General features: G+C 28.9%; 18 protein-coding genes and 1 other annotated feature. Of the genes, 3 read left to right on the top strand and 15 right to left on the bottom strand.

What is annotated here, in order from left to right:
• Positions 1 to 27: 27 nt before the first annotated feature.
• The 6 genes from OW730_RS03065 to OW730_RS03040 form a co-directional block, all read right to left on the bottom strand.
• Positions 28 to 780, bottom strand: coding sequence for an ABC transporter ATP-binding protein (locus OW730_RS03065; protein ID WP_271227627.1), 753 nt, complete (start codon positions 778 to 780; stop codon positions 28 to 30).
• Positions 777 to 1,643: an ABC transporter permease gene (locus OW730_RS03060; protein ID WP_271227626.1), complete on the bottom strand. Its 867-nt coding sequence runs from the start codon at positions 1,641 to 1,643 to the stop codon at positions 777 to 779. Before OW730_RS03060 ends, OW730_RS03065 begins: the two co-directional genes overlap by 4 nt.
• Positions 1,644 to 1,655: 12 nt before the next feature.
• Positions 1,656 to 2,606, bottom strand: a complete 951-nt coding sequence (locus OW730_RS03055; RefSeq protein WP_271227625.1) for an ABC transporter substrate-binding protein — start codon at positions 2,604 to 2,606, stop codon at positions 1,656 to 1,658.
• A gap of 158 nt (positions 2,607 to 2,764) precedes the next feature.
• Positions 2,765 to 3,012 (bottom strand) — a binding site (T-box leader).
• A gap of 74 nt (positions 3,013 to 3,086) precedes the next feature.
• Complete coding sequence (locus OW730_RS03050) at positions 3,087 to 4,502, bottom strand: HAMP domain-containing sensor histidine kinase (protein WP_271227624.1); 1,416 nt, start codon at positions 4,500 to 4,502, stop codon at positions 3,087 to 3,089.
• 3 nt (positions 4,503 to 4,505) lie between these two features.
• Positions 4,506 to 5,213 carry a response regulator transcription factor gene (locus OW730_RS03045; RefSeq protein WP_271227623.1) on the bottom strand — a complete coding sequence of 236 codons (708 nt, stop codon included), beginning with the start codon at positions 5,211 to 5,213 and terminating at the stop codon, positions 4,506 to 4,508.
• 34 nt (positions 5,214 to 5,247) lie between these two features.
• Positions 5,248 to 6,519, bottom strand: coding sequence for an AraC family transcriptional regulator (locus OW730_RS03040; protein WP_271227622.1), 1,272 nt, complete (start codon positions 6,517 to 6,519; stop codon positions 5,248 to 5,250).
• 234 nt (positions 6,520 to 6,753) lie between these two features.
• On the opposite strand from OW730_RS03040, the gene OW730_RS03035 reads away from it, so the two are divergent.
• Positions 6,754 to 8,247, top strand: a complete 1,494-nt coding sequence (locus tag OW730_RS03035; RefSeq protein ID WP_271227621.1) for a methyl-accepting chemotaxis protein — start codon at positions 6,754 to 6,756, stop codon at positions 8,245 to 8,247.
• 60 nt (positions 8,248 to 8,307) lie between these two features.
• On the opposite strand, the gene OW730_RS03030 is transcribed toward OW730_RS03035, so the two are convergent.
• From OW730_RS03030 to OW730_RS03005, 6 genes are all read right to left on the bottom strand, one after another.
• Positions 8,308 to 9,141, bottom strand: a complete 834-nt coding sequence (locus tag OW730_RS03030; protein WP_271227620.1) for a 4Fe-4S binding protein — start codon at positions 9,139 to 9,141, stop codon at positions 8,308 to 8,310.
• Positions 9,134 to 9,235 (bottom strand): CD1871A family CXXC motif-containing protein, encoded by a 102-nt coding sequence (locus tag OW730_RS03025; protein WP_271227619.1) that lies wholly within the window; start codon positions 9,233 to 9,235, stop codon positions 9,134 to 9,136. Before OW730_RS03025 ends, OW730_RS03030 begins: the two co-directional genes overlap by 8 nt.
• 55 nt (positions 9,236 to 9,290) lie before the next feature.
• Complete coding sequence (locus tag OW730_RS03020) at positions 9,291 to 10,463, bottom strand: TlpA family protein disulfide reductase (RefSeq protein ID WP_271227618.1); 1,173 nt, start codon at positions 10,461 to 10,463, stop codon at positions 9,291 to 9,293.
• 39 nt (positions 10,464 to 10,502) lie between these two features.
• Positions 10,503 to 11,270, bottom strand: a complete 768-nt coding sequence (locus tag OW730_RS03015) for a hypothetical protein (protein ID WP_271227617.1) — start codon at positions 11,268 to 11,270, stop codon at positions 10,503 to 10,505.
• 3 nt (positions 11,271 to 11,273) lie between these two features.
• On the bottom strand, positions 11,274 to 12,161 hold the full coding sequence (locus tag OW730_RS03010; RefSeq protein ID WP_271227616.1) for an ABC transporter ATP-binding protein: 888 nt from the start codon (positions 12,159 to 12,161) through the stop codon (positions 11,274 to 11,276).
• A 120-nt stretch (positions 12,162 to 12,281) separates the two neighbouring features.
• Complete coding sequence (locus OW730_RS03005) at positions 12,282 to 13,301, bottom strand: hypothetical protein (RefSeq protein ID WP_271227615.1); 1,020 nt, start codon at positions 13,299 to 13,301, stop codon at positions 12,282 to 12,284.
• 272 nt (positions 13,302 to 13,573) lie between these two features.
• Here OW730_RS03005 and OW730_RS03000 point away from each other — a divergent pair, with 272 nt between their 5' ends.
• Positions 13,574 to 13,924 carry a DUF4234 domain-containing protein gene (locus tag OW730_RS03000; protein WP_271227614.1) on the top strand — a complete coding sequence of 117 codons (351 nt, stop codon included), beginning with the start codon at positions 13,574 to 13,576 and terminating at the stop codon, positions 13,922 to 13,924.
• The gene (locus OW730_RS26910) at positions 13,909 to 14,292 is read left to right on the top strand and encodes a DUF2752 domain-containing protein (protein ID WP_442945399.1); all 384 of its coding nucleotides are present in this window, start codon (positions 13,909 to 13,911) and stop codon (positions 14,290 to 14,292) included. Before OW730_RS03000 ends, OW730_RS26910 begins: the two co-directional genes overlap by 16 nt.
• Positions 14,293 to 14,442: 150 nt before the next feature.
• Here the strand turns inward: OW730_RS26910 and OW730_RS02995 are convergent, their stop codons facing one another.
• The 3 genes from OW730_RS02995 to OW730_RS02985 all read right to left on the bottom strand — a co-directional run bounded on the left by OW730_RS02995 (position 14,443) and on the right by OW730_RS02985 (position 18,551).
• Complete coding sequence (locus OW730_RS02995) at positions 14,443 to 14,727, bottom strand: hypothetical protein (protein ID WP_271227613.1); 285 nt, start codon at positions 14,725 to 14,727, stop codon at positions 14,443 to 14,445.
• Positions 14,728 to 14,886: 159 nt separating this feature from the next.
• On the bottom strand, positions 14,887 to 15,228 hold the full coding sequence (locus tag OW730_RS02990) for a zinc ribbon domain-containing protein YjdM (RefSeq protein WP_271227612.1): 342 nt from the start codon (positions 15,226 to 15,228) through the stop codon (positions 14,887 to 14,889).
• Positions 15,229 to 15,308: 80 nt separating this feature from the next.
• On the bottom strand, positions 15,309 to 18,551 hold the full coding sequence (locus tag OW730_RS02985; protein WP_271227611.1) for a DEAD/DEAH box helicase: 3,243 nt from the start codon (positions 18,549 to 18,551) through the stop codon (positions 15,309 to 15,311).
• Positions 18,552 to 18,647: the final 96 nt, after the last annotated feature.

Here is an 18,647-nt window from a genome sequence, read left to right as displayed (position 1 = left end):
TTTAAGCAAGGCTTTTCCCTTAAATAGTTAAAACTGTCCCCATTTTTTTAATAAACATTCCACTGTTAAGTTTTCCTTTTCTTTTCCTTTTACATCTAATACTATTTTCCCTTTATCAAACATAATAAGCCTATTTCCATATTCTAATGCTGTCTTTAAATCATGAGTTATCATAATAGTTGTTAGCTTATTCTTCTCAACTATATTCTTAGTCTGTTCCATAATTATTTTAGAAGTTTTAGGGTCTAATGCTGAGGTATGCTCATCTAATAATAGTAACTTAGGAGTTTTTAATGTTGCCATAATCAATGAGATAGCTTGTCTTTGTCCTCCTGATAAAAGTCCTACTTCTGTGTTTAATTGTTCTTCCAGCCCTAGCTCGAGCTCTTTCAAAGTATCAATGTAATAAGCTTTTCTCTTCGTATTTAATCCTAATGAAAGTCCAAATCTATTACCTTTGTTATCTGCCATAGATAAATTCTCAAATACAGTCATACTAGATGAAGTACCTTTACTGGGATCTTGATATACTTTTGATATGAATCTCTTTCTTTTAAAAGAATTAAGATTTTCAATATTATTATTATCAAATAATATTTCCCCTTCTTCAATTTCTATATCACCAGTCAATATCTTCATGAAAGTAGATTTTCCAGCTCCATTACCTCCTACAACAGATATGAACTCCCCTTCCTGAACTTTAAAATCTAATTTATCAAATATGATTTTTTCTCCATCTATTGTATTGAATTTCTTAACTACTTTTTTTAATTCTATCATCTCATCACCCCTAATTCCTTAGTGAACAACTTTCTTATATTATGCTTTTTACTATCCATTACTAATATTCCAAGGAGAATCACTGCTGTTATCAACTTTAGATCACTTGCTGCAAATCCAACCTTTAGTGATATAGCAATAATTAATCTATAAATAATACTTCCCACTATGACCATTGTACTTAATTTAATATGCTTATTAGCTTTTAATATTTGCTCACCTAATATAATTGAAGCAAGCCCTGTAACAAGTATTCCTGTCCCCATCCCAATGTCTGCAAATCCTTGATACTGAGCTAATATCCCTCCTGATAATGCAACCAATCCATTTGCTATCATAAGCCCAATTATTTTATATTTTTTATCATCTAATCCAAGAGAATTTACAACATTAGGGTTGTCTCCTAAGGATCTTAATACATATCCAAACTTAGTTTTCAATAAATAATCTATAAGTAATTTGCATGAGAATAATAATATAAAGATAATCAATAATGCTGGATACTTATTCTTAAATAAATGTTCAGTGTTGAATAAATGAACATTTGCCTTTCCCATTATTCTTAAATTCACACTGTATAAAGCAATCATTACTATTATTCCTGATAATAAATTAGTAATATTGAATTTAGTATGGATATACCCAGTAAAGACTCCCGAAATTCCCCCTGATAATGTTGCTATAATCAATGCAATAAAAGGTGAATATCCATTTACTAAAAGTATAGATGCAACAGCAGCTCCCAAGGGAAAACTACCATCAACAGATAAGTCAGGAAAGTTCAATATTTTATAAGACATACTAATTCCTAATGCCGCAATAGCAAATATCAATCCCTGCTCTAAAATTGAAACTATATTCATCTCCCTCTCCCCCTATCTAAATATTGCTCTTTCCTTAATCGTATCTGGTAAAGTAATATTATATTTATTAGCTGCATCTTTATTAATAATTAGTTCTGTCTCCTGTAAGGTCTCATATGGAATATCAGAAATATTTTCACCCTTTAATATTCTTACAATCATCTCCCCAGTCTGATAACCTACTTTGTAATTGTTTATTCCCTCAGCAGCTAAAGCCCCTTGTTTAACATAATCATCAACAGCTCCTATTATTGGAACATTTAATTCATCACATTTTTTCACAATCAATGGATATGCTGATGCTAAAGAGTTATCCACATGTGTATATAAAGCATCCACATTTTTAATAACTTTATCCAGTGCTGGGGATATCTCATTTGTATTAGTAATAGATGCTATTTCAAGCTCTAACCCTAATTTTTCTGCTTCTTCTTTGGCAATATTCACTTGTACTTCTGAATTTAACTCACTTGAGTTATATATAATCCCTACTCTCTTAGCATTTGGTATAAGTGTTTTCAATAATTCTAACTGCTTTCTTATTGGAGTCATATCACTAACACCTGTTATATTCTTTCCAACTATCCCAGCACTCTCTGGGTCAGTAACTCCTGAAAAAACTATTGGCATGTCATTTAAATTGTTAAAGGCTGATTGTGCACTTGGAGTTGTTATGGCTACAACAACATCCTTTTTATTAAATGACTTTGCAATCAATTGAGTATTCTCTATGTTTCCTTGAGCATTCTTAAACTCTATATTTATATTTTCATCTTCCTTAAACCCGTTTTCACTTAATGCCTCCATAATACCTTTTCTTATATCCTCAAGAGATGGATGTTCTACAATTTGAGTAATACCAAGCTGAATTACCTCACTTGAATTATTTTTCTGTTCACAACCAGTTAAAACTAAAATTATTACAAGTATAAATAAACTTATTTTTCTTAATCTATGTGTCATAATATCTCTCCTTAATTTTATTTAGTTTCTTTGAATTTCTAAAACTATAAAAACCATATCTATATAAATAACTTCATGTAAATTCAATACTCATAAAATCGCTCCTTTCTAAAATAAAGATTTTTAACGCAAAAAAGCCCTCTATACGCTAAATGCATATAGAGGGCGAATATATCGCGTTGCCACCTCTTATTAAAGGTATAACAAAAATACCTTCATCTCAATTCAAATACGGGATTTTCTATCCGATATTTTATCTCTATAACGGGAGAACCCGTGTCACCTACTATTATTTCAGCTTCAGCTCATGAGTCCATTCAGTTTATTTCATAATATCAAACTTCCACCAATGTTTGACTCTCTGTAATTACTCCATATACCTACTACTCTCAATCATAGCTTTAAAAATTCAATTTTTATGTTAAGACAAAGTATATATTATAACTTATACGTTGTCAAAGGAAATCATTTCATTAATAGCTACAATATAACCTCAATCTCAGTGCCTTTCCCTAACTTACTGCTTAACTTTATATCTCCACCATGTGCCTTAACAATATCCTTTGCAATAGCCATACCAAGACCTGACCCTTTATGTCTCTCTCCTGTATTTGTCCCTCTATAATATCTTTCAAAGATATATTTAATCTCCTCTGGATTAATTCCTTTTCCATTATCTCGTACAAAAATGTGTACATTTTCATCTCTAATAATTTCAACATCTATCTTAACATTTTCATCATTATGAATAAGGGCATTGTATATTAAATTATTGATTACTCTTTTTATTAAGGTATCATCTACTTCTTTAATGATTGAATTCTCTTCACTTACAAAATTAACATCTCTATTGCTGTAAATAGGATCATTCAATATATCTATTACTGCTTCTCTAACTAACTTTACTATATTAATTTCCCTAAGCTTAAGCATTGACTTATTATTTTTTATCCTGGTGGTAAAATTAAGATCATCTACTAGCGCTTTAATATAATTAGCTTTCTTATCTATTACATCAGTATAGCTTTTACTCTCTTCCTGAGACAGTTCATATTCACCGCTTAAAAGTTCTGCATATCCCTTTATAGATGCTAAAGGTGTTTTTATATCATGTGAAATATTCGCTATCCACTCTTCCCTCATTTTATCTAACTTTTTACGCTCTTTTTCATTCTCCTTAAGGGTATCTGAAAGATTATTAAGATTATAGTTTACATCCTTATAGATTCCTTTTGTAGGATATTTAATGTTATAATCACCTTCTCCTAATTTCTCTACTCCTTTAATAATCTTCCCTATAGGTTTTGTAAGTCTTCTGCTAAACAAATAACCAAATATTAATGCTATTATTGAATCAACAAATAGTACAATTGTACTTATTCTTCTTATTACTTGTAATAATCCCTGATTTGTAAATATTAAAACCTGCTTCTCTACAGTACGTCCAGGGAATCCCATTATATAGCTATACTGTACATTATTAATCACTTTATCTCCCAAAAATATTGTAGATGCATCATTTAACTCATCTATATATTTATAGCTGTGAACAAGCTGAATTGGTGTATATTTATTAGGAACTACCTCAGGTTTTTGATAATTATATACTTCCTTACTATTTTGATCTAGTACTTGTATCCATATATCGTTTTCCTCTAATATCTTTTTCCCTTCATCACTTACATATAACTGATTTTCATTATTGAAGATAAAATGGTCAAAGTTCCTAACAAACTGCTCAGGTCTAATGTTTTGCGCCATAACTTCATCTCTAATTTGTGTGTTGTCATTTACTAACATTATTCCTATAAAAATAGCAAATATATTTATGATCATAACTATTAAAACTACACTTATTACTGTAATAACAAACTTAAATGTTAACTTCCATTTCATATGCTATTCACCTTCTACATTGAGCTTATATCCAAGCCCCTTAACATTTACAATATACTTAGGCTTTGAAGGATCATCCTCTACTTTTTCTCTCAGTCTTCTTATGTGTACCATTATTGTATTATCGAAGCCTATATACTCTTCACCCCATACCTCATCGCAAATTCTTTCTTTGCTTATGATCTTATTAGGATTTTTAGCTAGATATAGAAAAAGCTTAAGTTCTTTAGGTTTAAGTTCAAGATTTACTCCATTCTTTAAAACTTCCATCTCATCTTCTTTTATTTCGAAAGGACCAAAGGATAAAGTCTTTTTATCCTTCACAGTTATAATGTTTCTTCTTAACTGAGCCTTAATTCTATAAAATACTTCCTTAGGGCTAAATGGTTTAGTTATATAATCATCCCCACCAAGTGCAAATCCAAGTATTCTATCCATCTCCTCAGTTTTAGCTGATAAAAAGAGAATTGGCACATTTGATGTTTCTCTTATCTTCTTACACACCTCATAACCTTCTTTATCAGGAAGCATTATATCTAAGATAATAATATCAGGTCTTACTGAATCAAATAATTCTAATCCTTTAACACCTGTTTCTGCTGTATGTATATTTTTAAATCCTTCTTTAGTCAGTACTGTTGATAATAATCTCAATATATCTTCTTCATCATCTATAATTAATATTTTTTTCTCTTTTATTAAAGTTTCCATTATACTTCCTCCACTTTTATTCATTCACTGTTTACTACTTAGAATTATTAAACGTTATTTTCTTTTTTCTATATTGATTTGGAGTACACCCTTCATATTTTTTGAAAGCATTAGTAAAATAACTTTGACTTTTAAACCCAATTTCAAGGGCTATATCCAAAATTGAATAGTCAGTATAATCTAACAACCGTTTAGATTCTTGTATTCTTATCTTTAAAAGATAGTTTTGAAAAGTTATCCCCATCTCTTTTTTAAATAAAAACGATAAATATTTAGGGCTAAGATTTACATTTTGAGCTACTTGTTCAAGAGGTACTTCTTTAGTTAAATGTTCATGAATATACTTAATAGATTTTTGAATTGAAGGCTTTACTTTTACTACTCCTAATTTTGAAACACTTTCCACAAATTCTTCTAACATACTATTTGAAATTGTAATTAAATCTGATAACTTATTACAACCTTCAATTAAGCTCATATATGTATCATGAAGTGTATAAGCAAAGTCCTGATCTACTCCCCCTTCTATTGTTGATCTAACTAAAGTGGAGCAATGTATAATCAGATGATTCTTTGCATTACGAATTGTATCTACTTCTGGTAAATCTGCTCTATCGTATTCTCTTAACTTATTTTTTGTTTTTTTCGCATTACTTAAATCACCAATCTTCACATAATCATATAAATCTTTTGACAACCTATATGGATTTCTTTTAATGTTTTCTTCTCTATTTTTAATAATTTGATAAGAAAATGCTTCTTGGGTCTTTTTTTTAACTTCTTTATTATTTATAGAATTAATATCACATAAATCAATTTTATTCTGTGTTAAAGTAATCAGGAATTTTGATAAATATAATAATCTAGTATAATCAATTACTTTTAACTCTTTGTAAAATTCCATTAATGACGTTTTCATATTCAAAGGCATTTGGTATTTTAAAATCAAATTATCTAAATCTATATTATGATGAGATAATAACAAAAAAGGTCCAGCAGTTAAAACACCTCTAAGTATATCGTTCTCCCATACCCCTACTGAAATATAAGATAACCCATACTCATTTGTATAATAATAGTATTCTTTTGATGCTCCCCATTTAGAAAAAATATCAACACTACTTTGATATTCTCCTTTCTTATTATCAAAAATTGAATAATCTAATATATTCGATTCAGGTAAATAATCTTGGATTATAAGATTATTATCTATGAATCTAATAGGTATTAAACTTGAATAGTAGAAAATCTTCATAATCTCACCTAATACGTCTAAATTTATCAGTTCTGTATCTGAAATTATCATTAGTATCCCTCCCCAATTTAAAATATTATATCATAGAAAAATATTATTTTAACAATGGTACCTGGAAATAGTTCAAAAATGCTTACCTAAGCGAAAAAATACTTTTCAAATTTGTACTATACTTCTATTTATGTACACTGAAATTTGAAGTTCTCATGGCTGTTTTTTCAAAAAAGAAAACATATGAAAAATCTACTGTACCTTATACAATATATAATTTTCTGGAGGAAAAAAATGAATGAAAAAGACTTTATAAAATCAAGAAATAAATTTTTTCTAAAATTACTATTCATACTCAATGTTTTAGGATTTATTACGTTTGTAATTTCAGGTATTGATGTAATTTCATCAATGCAATATCTAATACCTATACTGATTCCAACAATTGTAATGAGTATAATATACAAAAATGATAAATTTATATATTTTACTAGATATCTTGTAGCTTTTGCATTTTTGAGCTTTTTTTATGCCATTTTATTAATGTCTCAAGATAATAGTATTGTTTCTGGCTTTGGAATATCTTTTTTAACTATTACAGCTATTTCTTTGTATCAGGAATTAAAAGTGTTATTGTTTACAGCAATTAGTAGCCTAATGACGGTAATTATTATGTGGTTTGCAGGAGAATTCTCTCATATTAGTATAGAAGCTAAAAATTCACTTGTTAGTTCACTAGGACTATATATAATAATTTTTATTTTTATGGTAATACAAGTTAAATTTAGCAAGAAAGATAGAAGTAATTTAATAAAAGAAAAAGCCCTTACACAAGAAACAACTGAAAAGGTTATAAACGTACTTTCAAATGTTCAACGATCTGTAAATGTATTAAATAATTTCAGCAATGAATTAAAAGAAAATTTAATTCATACTAGGAATATTTCAGATGAGGTGACAACTTCCTTTTCCGAAATTACCAAAAGAGTCACATCACAAGCTGAAAGCATCTCCGTTGTAAATAATAACATGACTTCAAATGAAGAAATCATACAAGAAATAACAACTTTATCTAGATACATGAAAAATTTATGTGATTCTTCAATAAAGGTAATGACCATTGGAAGTAATGAAGTATTAAATCTATACAATGAAATGAAAGAAGTGGACAAGATAAATAAAAATACTGTGAATTTAATGGATGATTTAAATCATAGAACTGAAAAAATTTCATTTATTCTACAATCAATAGAAAATATAGCTAAACAAAGTAATTTATTAGCTTTAAATGCTGCAATTGAAGCTGCTAGAGCTGGTGAAAATGGTAAAGGATTTGCAGTTGTCGCTGATGAAGTTAAAGTTTTAGCTGAAAGTTCTACCCAATTGGTAAATGAAATAGGAATTATAATAGATGAAATTAAAAGTAAAACTCATCTAGTTTCACAGGAAGTTAAATCTGGTTCCTCAGCAATTACAGTTAGTTTAGATGCCACTAACAAAGTAGAATCTTCATTTAAAGAAATCTCCAACAATAATCAGAAATTTATTGATCAATCAATAAAAATAGACACAAAATGTGACGATTTAAAGCAATCTTTCAGTGTTATCAATAATAAAGTAAACTCCATAGTGACTATAACAGAAGAAACTGCATCTTCAGTACAAGAGGTACTAGCTAGTATGTATGAACAAAATAGCAAAGTACAAAATATAGAATCTAATTTTAGTAAATTAAATGATTTAGTATTTTCCTTAGAAGAATTATCTAAAGAACAAACTAGTTCATAAAAATTATATATTTTACTTTAAAGTAATTGAATAAAACCAATTAACTAGAGATAAAACACTCTATTCAATTGGTTTTATTTGTTTAATCGCTTCTGCAGGACATACTTTAATACACTCTCCACATCTAATACACTCTATACTATTAGGATTTTTATACACTTCCAAATCTAATTTACATTTTTTTAAGCAAACCTTACAGCTTGTACATTTGTTTTTATCTACTTTATATTTAAGAAAACTTATCTTATTAAACAATCCATAAAATGCACCTAGAGGACATATATATCTGCAAAATGGTCTGTAAATAAGAATTGAAACAATTATTGTTACAATCAAAATTGTCATTTTCCATGCAAATAAAAATCCAATTGCCCCTCTTAAAGATTCATTCATCAATACTAAAGGTATTCCCCCTTCTAAAGTACCTACAGGACATATATACTGACAAAAATACGGTGGACTCATTCCAAATTCATCTGTCAGGAACATAGGAAGCAGTATTACAAAGATCAGTAAGATTATATACTTTAAATACTTCAATACATTGTTTACTTTGCTATTCACCTTAATCTTAGGACTTGGTATCTTATTCAGCAAGTCCTGAAATAATCCAAAAGGACAAAGCCAACCGCAGATAAATCTTCCAAATATTACTCCCATTAAGGTAATGAAGCCCGTTATATATAGTGAAAATTTATATTTAAAGCTTCCTATAACAGCCTGCATAGAGCCTATAGGACAGGAACCCATGGCTCCAGGACAGGAGTAGCAATTAAGCCCTGGAACACATATCTTTTTGAGATTTCCTTTATATATATTGCTTTGAAAAAATCCTTTAATATTAGAATTAGAGATTAAAGCCGCAAGTATTTGGGTTATTCTTCTTTTATCCAATTCCTATACACTCCAAACATATATTTATTGCTTTTTTTAACACGGTATTTACTTCATTACGATATATTCCACTAACTATAAAACATATACTCATAAATAAAATTCCATATTTCAATAACCTTTCTCTCACTTTGCTATCACCTATTTCTTTATTCTGACTTCTTTAATTTTTCAAGTATTTCATTCTTATATGTCTCTTTACCGAAAGCGCCTATAATAGGTTCATCAATAATATTTCCTTCACTGTCAACAAATATTGTTGTAGGAGTTCCTTGAATCCATGTTAACACTTCGTTTTTGATTTTTTCATCAGGAATTATATTATCAAATTCAACTCCCTTTACTTGTAATATCTTCTTTGCCAGTTCTATAGTTTCATCATCTACAGCATCTGTTACTAATCCTATTATATTTACCCCTATGTTTTCCTTTTTAATTTCTTCGTAAAGCTCTTGAAGTTCAGGCATCTCTTCTTTACAAGGTCCACAAGTAGTTGACCAAACATTTATCATTGTAATTTTGTGTTCTTTAAATATACTGCTGTTAATTTCTTTTCCCTGAACAGTTTTTGTTTCGAAATTTATGCTTGAGTTATCACTCATTTTCTCTTTCATCTTATCTTCAGAAGTCATAGGCTTTGATAATTTAATAGATTCTTTTAACTCCTCAATGTGGTTAATAACTTCTGCAAACTCTTTATTTTCATCCTCTGTATACTCACTTACTTCAACCATGTCCTTATATAAAAAGTTATATTGTTCAGGTGTATCATTATATAATATATAACATTCTAAATTATTTTTTTCTGCAACTTTATCAGCATTCTTATATTCTGAAAAAAGCGTTTCTTTTCTTTTAAGATCTTCTTTTACTATTTCACTATCTTCATTTTCCATATTCTTATCTAATACTACAATAGTAAAAAAACTTTTAACCTTACTAGCATACTCCATAAATAATTCTTGCTGCTTTTCTTCATCTGTTGATCCTTTTAACTCTTCCATTTTTCCTAGCATTTTATTATTAAACTCTGTTGGTATAAACTCATATGGAAGTTGTCCGATTATATATGCTACTCCAGGTTTTCCTGGTGCTACACAACTTATAGATATGCCTGATTTTTCTTTCCATGCTTCAGGTATATAATATTCCAATCCCATTACATCAAACTTAAAATGATGCTCATTTAAATATTGAGCTTTACTCTCTGATTGTTGAGTCTGACTTTCTTGTGATACTTCCTTTTTATCTGTTTTACCGCATCCAACCATCGATATAGAAACCACTAATGCTATTATCATTGATAAAAATATTTTCTTCATATCTATTCCTCCCATGAACTTAATGTTTCTTAATTGTTTTTACTTATCCTTTAAAAAAGCTTTTAACGTTAATCTAGGCAACAATAAAATACCTACTCCCATAACTGCTATACCAATAATTAATATTATTACTGGTACTTTGTATCTTATAATCTGACAACTCATCATTCCCCAAAGAGGTGTTAACCCTAAATATTTTACTAATTCACGTGGTAGAAAATCATCTGCTATATATGGTATTCCCATAATAAGTCCACCAAAAATGAAAGGTATTGCAGCTGACTTACTTATTGATGATAAAAATAATCCTAATTGAGCAAAGAAGAAAGAACCTATTATAATTGTTATTACCATAATTAAAATCATTTGAATTACAGTAATATCTGATCCACTTTTTCCAAAATACCAAAGGTTTTTCAAAGGTAGATTTAATTGAGCAAATTTAAATTTAGTTAAACCAGATAAACATACAGTTAAAAATATTGAAAGATTTATTATTAAAGCTCCAATTCCAGCTGCTAATGCTTTTCCAATAACAAATTCTCTTTTACCATATTTAGTTGTTTTAATTAAACTCCCCATATTTGAACTATATTCTGAGGTATATCCTCCTGAAAACATCATAAACATCATAAGTCCCATTAAAGGAACTAATCCATATCCTTTACTAAATATCATTGCATAAGTTTCATCTATTGAAATATCCGTTATTGAAACAAAACTTAAAAAAATTACTCCAACCCACACTATAAACATTCTTTTTTTAAGAAGCATTTTTCTAAGTTCTAATCTTATAAGTGTTCCCATGTTTTATACCTCCCTAGTATTTTCTAAATCAAAGTAGAACATATATACATCCTCGAATCTTGGTTCAAGAGCTTGTACAATCTTGAATGGAGGCATTACATTACTTATAACTCTTATCTCCACATCTTCAGTTCCACGTTGAATGTTTATAACTTTATAATTATTTTGTATATAAGTTACTTCATCTTCATCACGTGTTTTTATGCTATATACCTTACCCTCCATTCCTAAAAGGATATCTCTATGAGTTCCCTTCATAAGAACCGATCCATTTTTAATCATTATTGTTTCCTTTGCTATAGATTCAATATCAGAAATAATATGAGTTGATAATATTATTATCTTTTCCTTAGATATCTGTGAAATAAGATTTCTGAATCTTGCTCTTTCTTGTGGGTCAAGTCCTGCTGTTGGCTCATCTAACACTAATATCTTAGGATCATTTAATAATGCTTGAGCTATTCCTACTCTTCTCTTCATTCCTCCTGAAAACTTACCAACTGCTTTATTTCTAACTTCATACAATCCAACAAGATTTAAAAGTTCCTCAATTTTTTCATTAGCTTCTTTCTTACTTAAGCCCTTTAATGCCGCCATGTATTGCAGAAACTTCTTAGCTGAAAAGTTTTTATATACCCCAAACTCCTGAGGAAGATATCCTATTACCCCTCTATATTCCTCATCAGAATCTTTTATATTTTTCCCATTGTAAATTATTTCACCTTTTGATGGTTTTGTTAAAGTTGTTATCTGCTTCATAAGTGTCGTCTTTCCAGCTCCATTAGGTCCTAAAAGTCCGTATACACCATTTTCAAGAGTAACTGTTATATTATCATTTGCATTCTTTTTACCATAAGATTTTGTTAAGTTTCTAATTTCTAATTTATTCATAAGATTATTCCTCCTAATTATTTATAGATAAACTACTTCAACTATAAATTTATACAGGTCCATAACTCGTTAATTCATCGTGATTTTGGACTTGTATAAATTAAGTTTCAGTAAAGTTTACTATCTAGTTAATACTTTTTTAAATGTAAATACACAAAGTGCTATTCCAATAAACATAATAAACACTAATATTTGACTTGCTAAATTTATAAGATCTAAATTCATTCCAAAGATATCCACGTTTCCAAAATACATTCCTATAAACTGATTTGGATAAAATATTAAATCCACATAATTTCCTTTGCTTAACATCATTAATAATGAGTTAGGTAAAAACTTAATAAGTGTACAAACCTTACCCAATAATATGAATATTAAACATCCACTTATGGAGCCTAGTGAATTCTTTGAATTAAATGAGAAGAAACTTGAAAATAATGCAATGCTAATAAATATTAATATCATGATTCCAAACTTTAAGGATAAATACTCATTTATAGTAAATGCTCCATTAAGAAATATTGCATTATCAACTATTCTAAAAGCACCTAACTCACCTGATACTGGTGTTCCATATTGAATTAAAGTTATTAAAAATACTATTCCTAAATAAATTCCATATATGACAATAGGTAGATTAACAGCTAATATTAACTTTGCATATAAAGCCTTAAACTTGTTTTTAGATGGAAGAATTATATTATCTACTCCTGAAACTCTTTCATCTGTATATATATTTGAAAATATTAATATTAAAATGATTACTATAATAACTGACATAAAGGGATGAGATACTCTGTGATTAAAAACCTTAAAAAAACTCACATCCTCATATTCTCTACTTTTAATAGCTTTTAACTTTTCCTTCGATATCTCTATCATTTTCTGTGAAAACTCATCATCACTTTGGTTATTAGCCATTGCTTCTATCTGAGATAATTTATTATTAAGCTTTTCCTGTGCAATTTCTTTCTCAGGTCTTCTATCTACAATAAGCTCATATTTTTCATTTCTATATGAATTCTCTGTTTCCAATGTAGGTTTTATTAAACTCATAACACCACAAAGAAAAACAAATAACCCTAAAACTATTAATCCTGTTTTTGACTTAAATATCTTTTTTATTTCCCAAGCAATCATTATGTTCCTACCTCCTTGTTTTTGCTACAAATTAATTATATAAAGCCAAACTTACACCTTAATAAACTGAACCTTAATTAATCCTTACAAACAAATCAGCATTAAAGATATCAAAATCATATTTAATGACTACTACCGCTCCTCGTAATTCATATCTTATTAAATAAGGCTTTTAATGAGTATAATATACTCTTTTTTATAGTTTTTCTATTATGTTTACTTTTTTACAAATTCATGATACTATTGTCTAGAAATTTAGAGGAGGTGTAATTATGAAGGGAACTAATAGAAGTGTAGCAGGGGTTATTATTTTTACTATTCTTACTTGTGGTTTATATCACCTTTATTGGGTATATGCTACAACAAATGAAATTAATGATTATCTTAATGAAGATGACACTAGTGGTGGAATGGTAATACTTTTTAGCATACTTACTTGTGGTATTTATTCATTATACTGGTATTATAAAATGGGTAAAAAAGTTGAAGCTGTTCAATTAAGAGCTCTTGGAAATGGTAGTGATGATTCTGTGCTTTACTTACTTTTATCCATTTTTGGATTTGCTATTGTATCATCTGCAATAATTCAGTCTAACTTAAATAAAGCATGGGACACTATGTAGTATTCTTAATTATTTTATATTTAGGTATGAAAATAAACTCTTTTTTCACATCATCTATATGTTTTTTTCGAGGATTTTCAGGGATACCATGTCCTTCATGCGGAATTACCAGAGCATATAAGTTACTTTTGAAAGGAGATTTTATAGGTGCATTTTATATTCATCCTCTATTTTTCATACCTATTATAATTCTTATATTATTTTTGATAAAAAAAATGGATATTGTATATAAATATAAGTATTTTCTATTAATACTCTTTTTATCAGTATATATATACAGACTCATTACTTTATTTCCTAATGAAGCTCCCATGATTTTTAATCAAAAAGGTATATTACCAAGAATAATAAATATTTTCTTTAACTGAAAAGTGCGAAGTGGGAAAATAATTGTTTCCTCACTTCGCACTTTATTCTATATAGGTTCTATTATTCCAATCATACTCTTATCAATTTGTGGCGTCATGGTATATGAATACAAATCTAGATTCCGTATTTCCATGATTATTCCCCCAATACTAAAAATCCTCATTTCTTGCCAAGGATTTGAAACGCTTACTATGTGTTTTAAAGTTTCCCCGTGCCTTCTTTTCTTTAAATAACATATTTTCGTATTGTTCTATATCTTCATCTGACATATCTGCCCCCATATTAGTTACTTTTTTTATTTGTTTTTCTACCTTTTTTACATATAATTTATCACGCTTTACTTTACTTTCTTCATTATCACGAAAATGATTTCCAGAGTGATTACGCTTATATGATTCAAACTGTTTTTTCTCTATACTATTTTTTTCTGACACAAAATCACCTCAATTTTAAATGTACTTACCTGTTATAGTACTTATGATTATAGCAGTATGTACTAACTAAAACTTGTCCATGATTGTTAAGTTAAAACAGAAAAACTAGGCACTAAGCCTAGTTTTTTAATATTTCTATTCTATTTTATAAAACCTAATTTATAACTTCTTAACAAATTCAGTTTTTAATTTCATAGCTCCAAAACCTTCGATCTTACAATCAATATCGTGATCTTCATCAACTAAACGTATATTTTTCACTTTTGTACCTTTTTTTAAAGCTGAAGACGCTCCTTTTACTTTAAGGTCTTTGATTACTATTACAGAATCACCATCATTTAAGATATTTCCATTAGCATCTTTATAAACCTTTTTATCACCATTATTTTCAGTTTCTGCTCCTAAAGTCCACTCATATCCGCATTCTGGACAAATAAGAAGATTTCCATCCTCATAAGTATATTCTGAATTACATTTTGGGCAATTTGGTAAATTTAACATAATTTCATTTCCTCCATTAGTTATTGTCAATTCATACTATCATAGACTTCTCATATTAGCAAACGCCAATATCAAAAGGTTTACTCCATCTCAAATAACCCAAGAATTTCTTCGTCACTTAAAGTTCCAAAACTCTCACCACTAGATAGCTCATCTCCCATTAATTGTGAAATAAGCTTCTTCTTCTCTTCTTGAAGGGCAATTATTTTTTCCTCAATTGTCCCCTTAGCTATGATTTTTATCACTTCTACAACATTCTTCTGTCCCATTCTATGTGCTCTATCTGTTGCCTGCTCTTCAACCGCTGGATTCCACCAAGGATCAAAATGAACCACTATATCTGCTGCGGTCAAATTAAGTCCCGTTCCTCCAGCTTTTAAGCTTATTAAAAAGACTGAATTCTCCCCTTCATTGAAATCCTTTACCATCTTCATTCTCTTTGATGAAGGTACTGAACCATCTAGATAGCTGTAAGATATCTCTTCTACATCAAGTCTCTTATATATGTTCTTAAGAACTGAGGTGAATTGAGAGAATACAAGTATTCTATGTCCCTCTTCAATACTCTTATGAAGAAGTTCTACCAGTGCTTCAATTTTTCCGCTTCCACCAACATAATCGTTCATAAGTACTGAAGGATCTAAACATAGTTGTCTTAGTTTTGTTATATAAGCAAGAATTTCAATCTTACTGCTCTTGAATTCACGCTCCTTTACTCTCTTTTCAATAAGCTCTACTGCATGATTAGCGTAGGTACCATATACTATCTTTTGTTCATCCTCCATAGAAACCATAAGATTTTTTTCGATTTTCTCAGGCAATTCCTTTAAAACCTCCTTCTTTCTTCTTCTAAGAATGAATGGTTTTATAAGTTTATTCAACTCTTCCAGTACCTCTGGACTCTCCTTAAGTTTTTTATGATATCTTACACTAAATCTTTTCTCATCATATAGATATCCTGGCATTACGAAATCAAATATTGACCATAACTCCATAAGTGAGTTTTCTATAGGAGTTCCTGATAAGGCAAATCTGTTTTTTGCCTTTATCTCCTTCATAGCTTTTGCATTCTGAGAGTGAGGATTCTTTATATATTGAGCTTCATCTAATATACAATAATCAAAATCTATTCTCTTATAATCTTCTAAATCCCTCTTTGCTAAGTTATAAGTTGTTATTATTACATCGTAGTTTTCAATATTCTTTAATATCTCATCTCTTTCTTCTTTAGGTCCATTTGCAGCAGCTACTCTTACTGATGGTGCAAACTTTTGAAATTCACTTACCCAGTTATATATTAATGATGTTGGAGCTACAATCAATGATTTGCTTCCCTTATTAGATAATATAAAGGCAATAGTTTGAAATGTTTTCCCTAGCCCCATCTCATCTCCTAAAATTCCTCCAAACCCTAAATAATCCAATGTTTTGAACCAGTTATACCCTATCTTTTGGTACTTTCTAAGCTTCCCATTTAAATCCTCTGGTTCTTCAAATTTCTGTTTCTTAATATTTTTCAACTTATCTTTTATTTCTTTTAGTTCTTTTTTTCCTTTAATATATCTAATGTTATTTTCCTCTAAATAATCAAGTATAAAAGCACCCTTGTTATTGGCAACTTCAATATGATTATCATTTATATCCTTAGGGGAGACAACATCTAAAAGCTTTAAAAACTTATTAAGCTCTAATTCTTCTAAATCCAGATACTCACCACTTTTAAGCTTGTAATACTTAAGATTATCTCTAAATGCCCTTAGTATCTTTGTTGTTTCTTGTGAAGGTATATCACCTATTTTGAAGTCCATTTCAAAGTAGTTATATTTCCCAGCTTTAATATCACCCTTTATTCCTTTGGTACCCAAAGACTTTAACCCTTTGAAGTTTTCTGAGTAATAAACCTCTCCTATTTCTTGAAGTCTTACTACTTCACTTTTAAAGAATCTAAATATATAGTCATCGCCCTTTACAAAATAGAACTTGTTCTTTATCTCTTCAAAACCTAATGTACTTAGTAGTTTAATCCCCTGGGCTTCCTTCTTAGAATCCCTATATATTATTTTCTCCTCACAATCATCAAAGATATTAAACTCGTAATTACCATACTTCACCTTCAATATTAATGTAATCTCTTTTCCTTTCTGATCAAAATAAAAATTAAATCCACATTCATCAATAACTATTTTGTCCTTTATAGTTTTAGACAAAGTAACATTAGGGGATAGCATATTAAGGTCTGGAATTAACTTTCTTAGTATAGTTTGCTCCTCTTCTCCACCCATAGTTATAACTTTACCCTCATTAAATACCTGAAGGTATGGTGCAATCTTGTAACAAAACTCATGCTCTGGAAGATATATTGTTGTTCCATATACGAAGACATCGTTCTTAGAACCTAAAACCATAGGCATCCCCTCTGGAGATTTAAGAATATAATTCCCCTTTAAAGTCTTTAAATCAAAGTTTATAGGTGGTGATTCATTTAAAATCTCAGTTTCAATTTCTCTATAAAAAAATCCCTCACTTAAATAAACTCTATGTTTCTTAATAATCTCAAAGAATTCTCTAACTAAATAATTAGGAATACTAATGTATTTTCCATCTATATTCTTATCTTTACTTCTACTAAAGGACCTTTGTGCTCCATCCATTTCCCTAAGTGTTTCAATAAAATCAACTAATCTTTTGTCCTTTGTGCTTAACCTTTGATTTTTTATATTAAAAGTAAAGTTCTTACTGTATTTTATAGGAAACTTATTATGATATGAGATTAGAAATTGCTCAATATCCTTTAAAATATAAAGACTGCTTGAACTCATAGATTTAAGTCCAATTTTAAATTCTGCTGATATCCTATCATTCCATTGATTCTTATTAATATAAACCTCAAGTTTAATCTCATCCTTATGTTTTTCATCTCCTAGCAGAATGGATAATATTGTATTGGGGTCAGACTCCCATACAATATTTTCCTTTTCTTTTAACAGTGGATGTTCAACTAACTCGCCAGTTGCTTTATAAAAAGTAGCCACTAAGTGCTTACAACAATAATTTCTTTTTTTAAACTCATTCTTTTCGAAATCTAAACAGCTGCAATAGGTTGAAAAAATACTTTTCTTCTCCCCATCCATCTCTATTTTTGTGTGATATTCATTGAAAAGATTCTCTGAAATTACAGTACCATCTATACATATTAAGTTTTCTTCAGTAGTAATATCCAATGAAGCAACTAAATCATTATTAAGAACCCTTTGACCTTTAGCATGATTCTTACCACTGGTATCTTCATTAAATATTTGCAATAACATATTTTCATTTAACATAATCTCACCCATGAGTTAATCACAAAATTAATTTAGTCAGACTTTATATAGAAAATATAATGTCAGAACGTATCAATCTGCATTATATTTTCTATA

Origin of the sequence: Oceanirhabdus sp. W0125-5 (assembly GCF_027938815.1) — a bacterium.
In the GTDB taxonomy this organism is placed as follows: Bacteria; Bacillota; Clostridia; order Clostridiales; family Clostridiaceae; genus Oceanirhabdus.
Note: the sequence above shows the minus strand (reverse complement) of the source record. Positions and strands in the feature narration are given on the sequence as shown.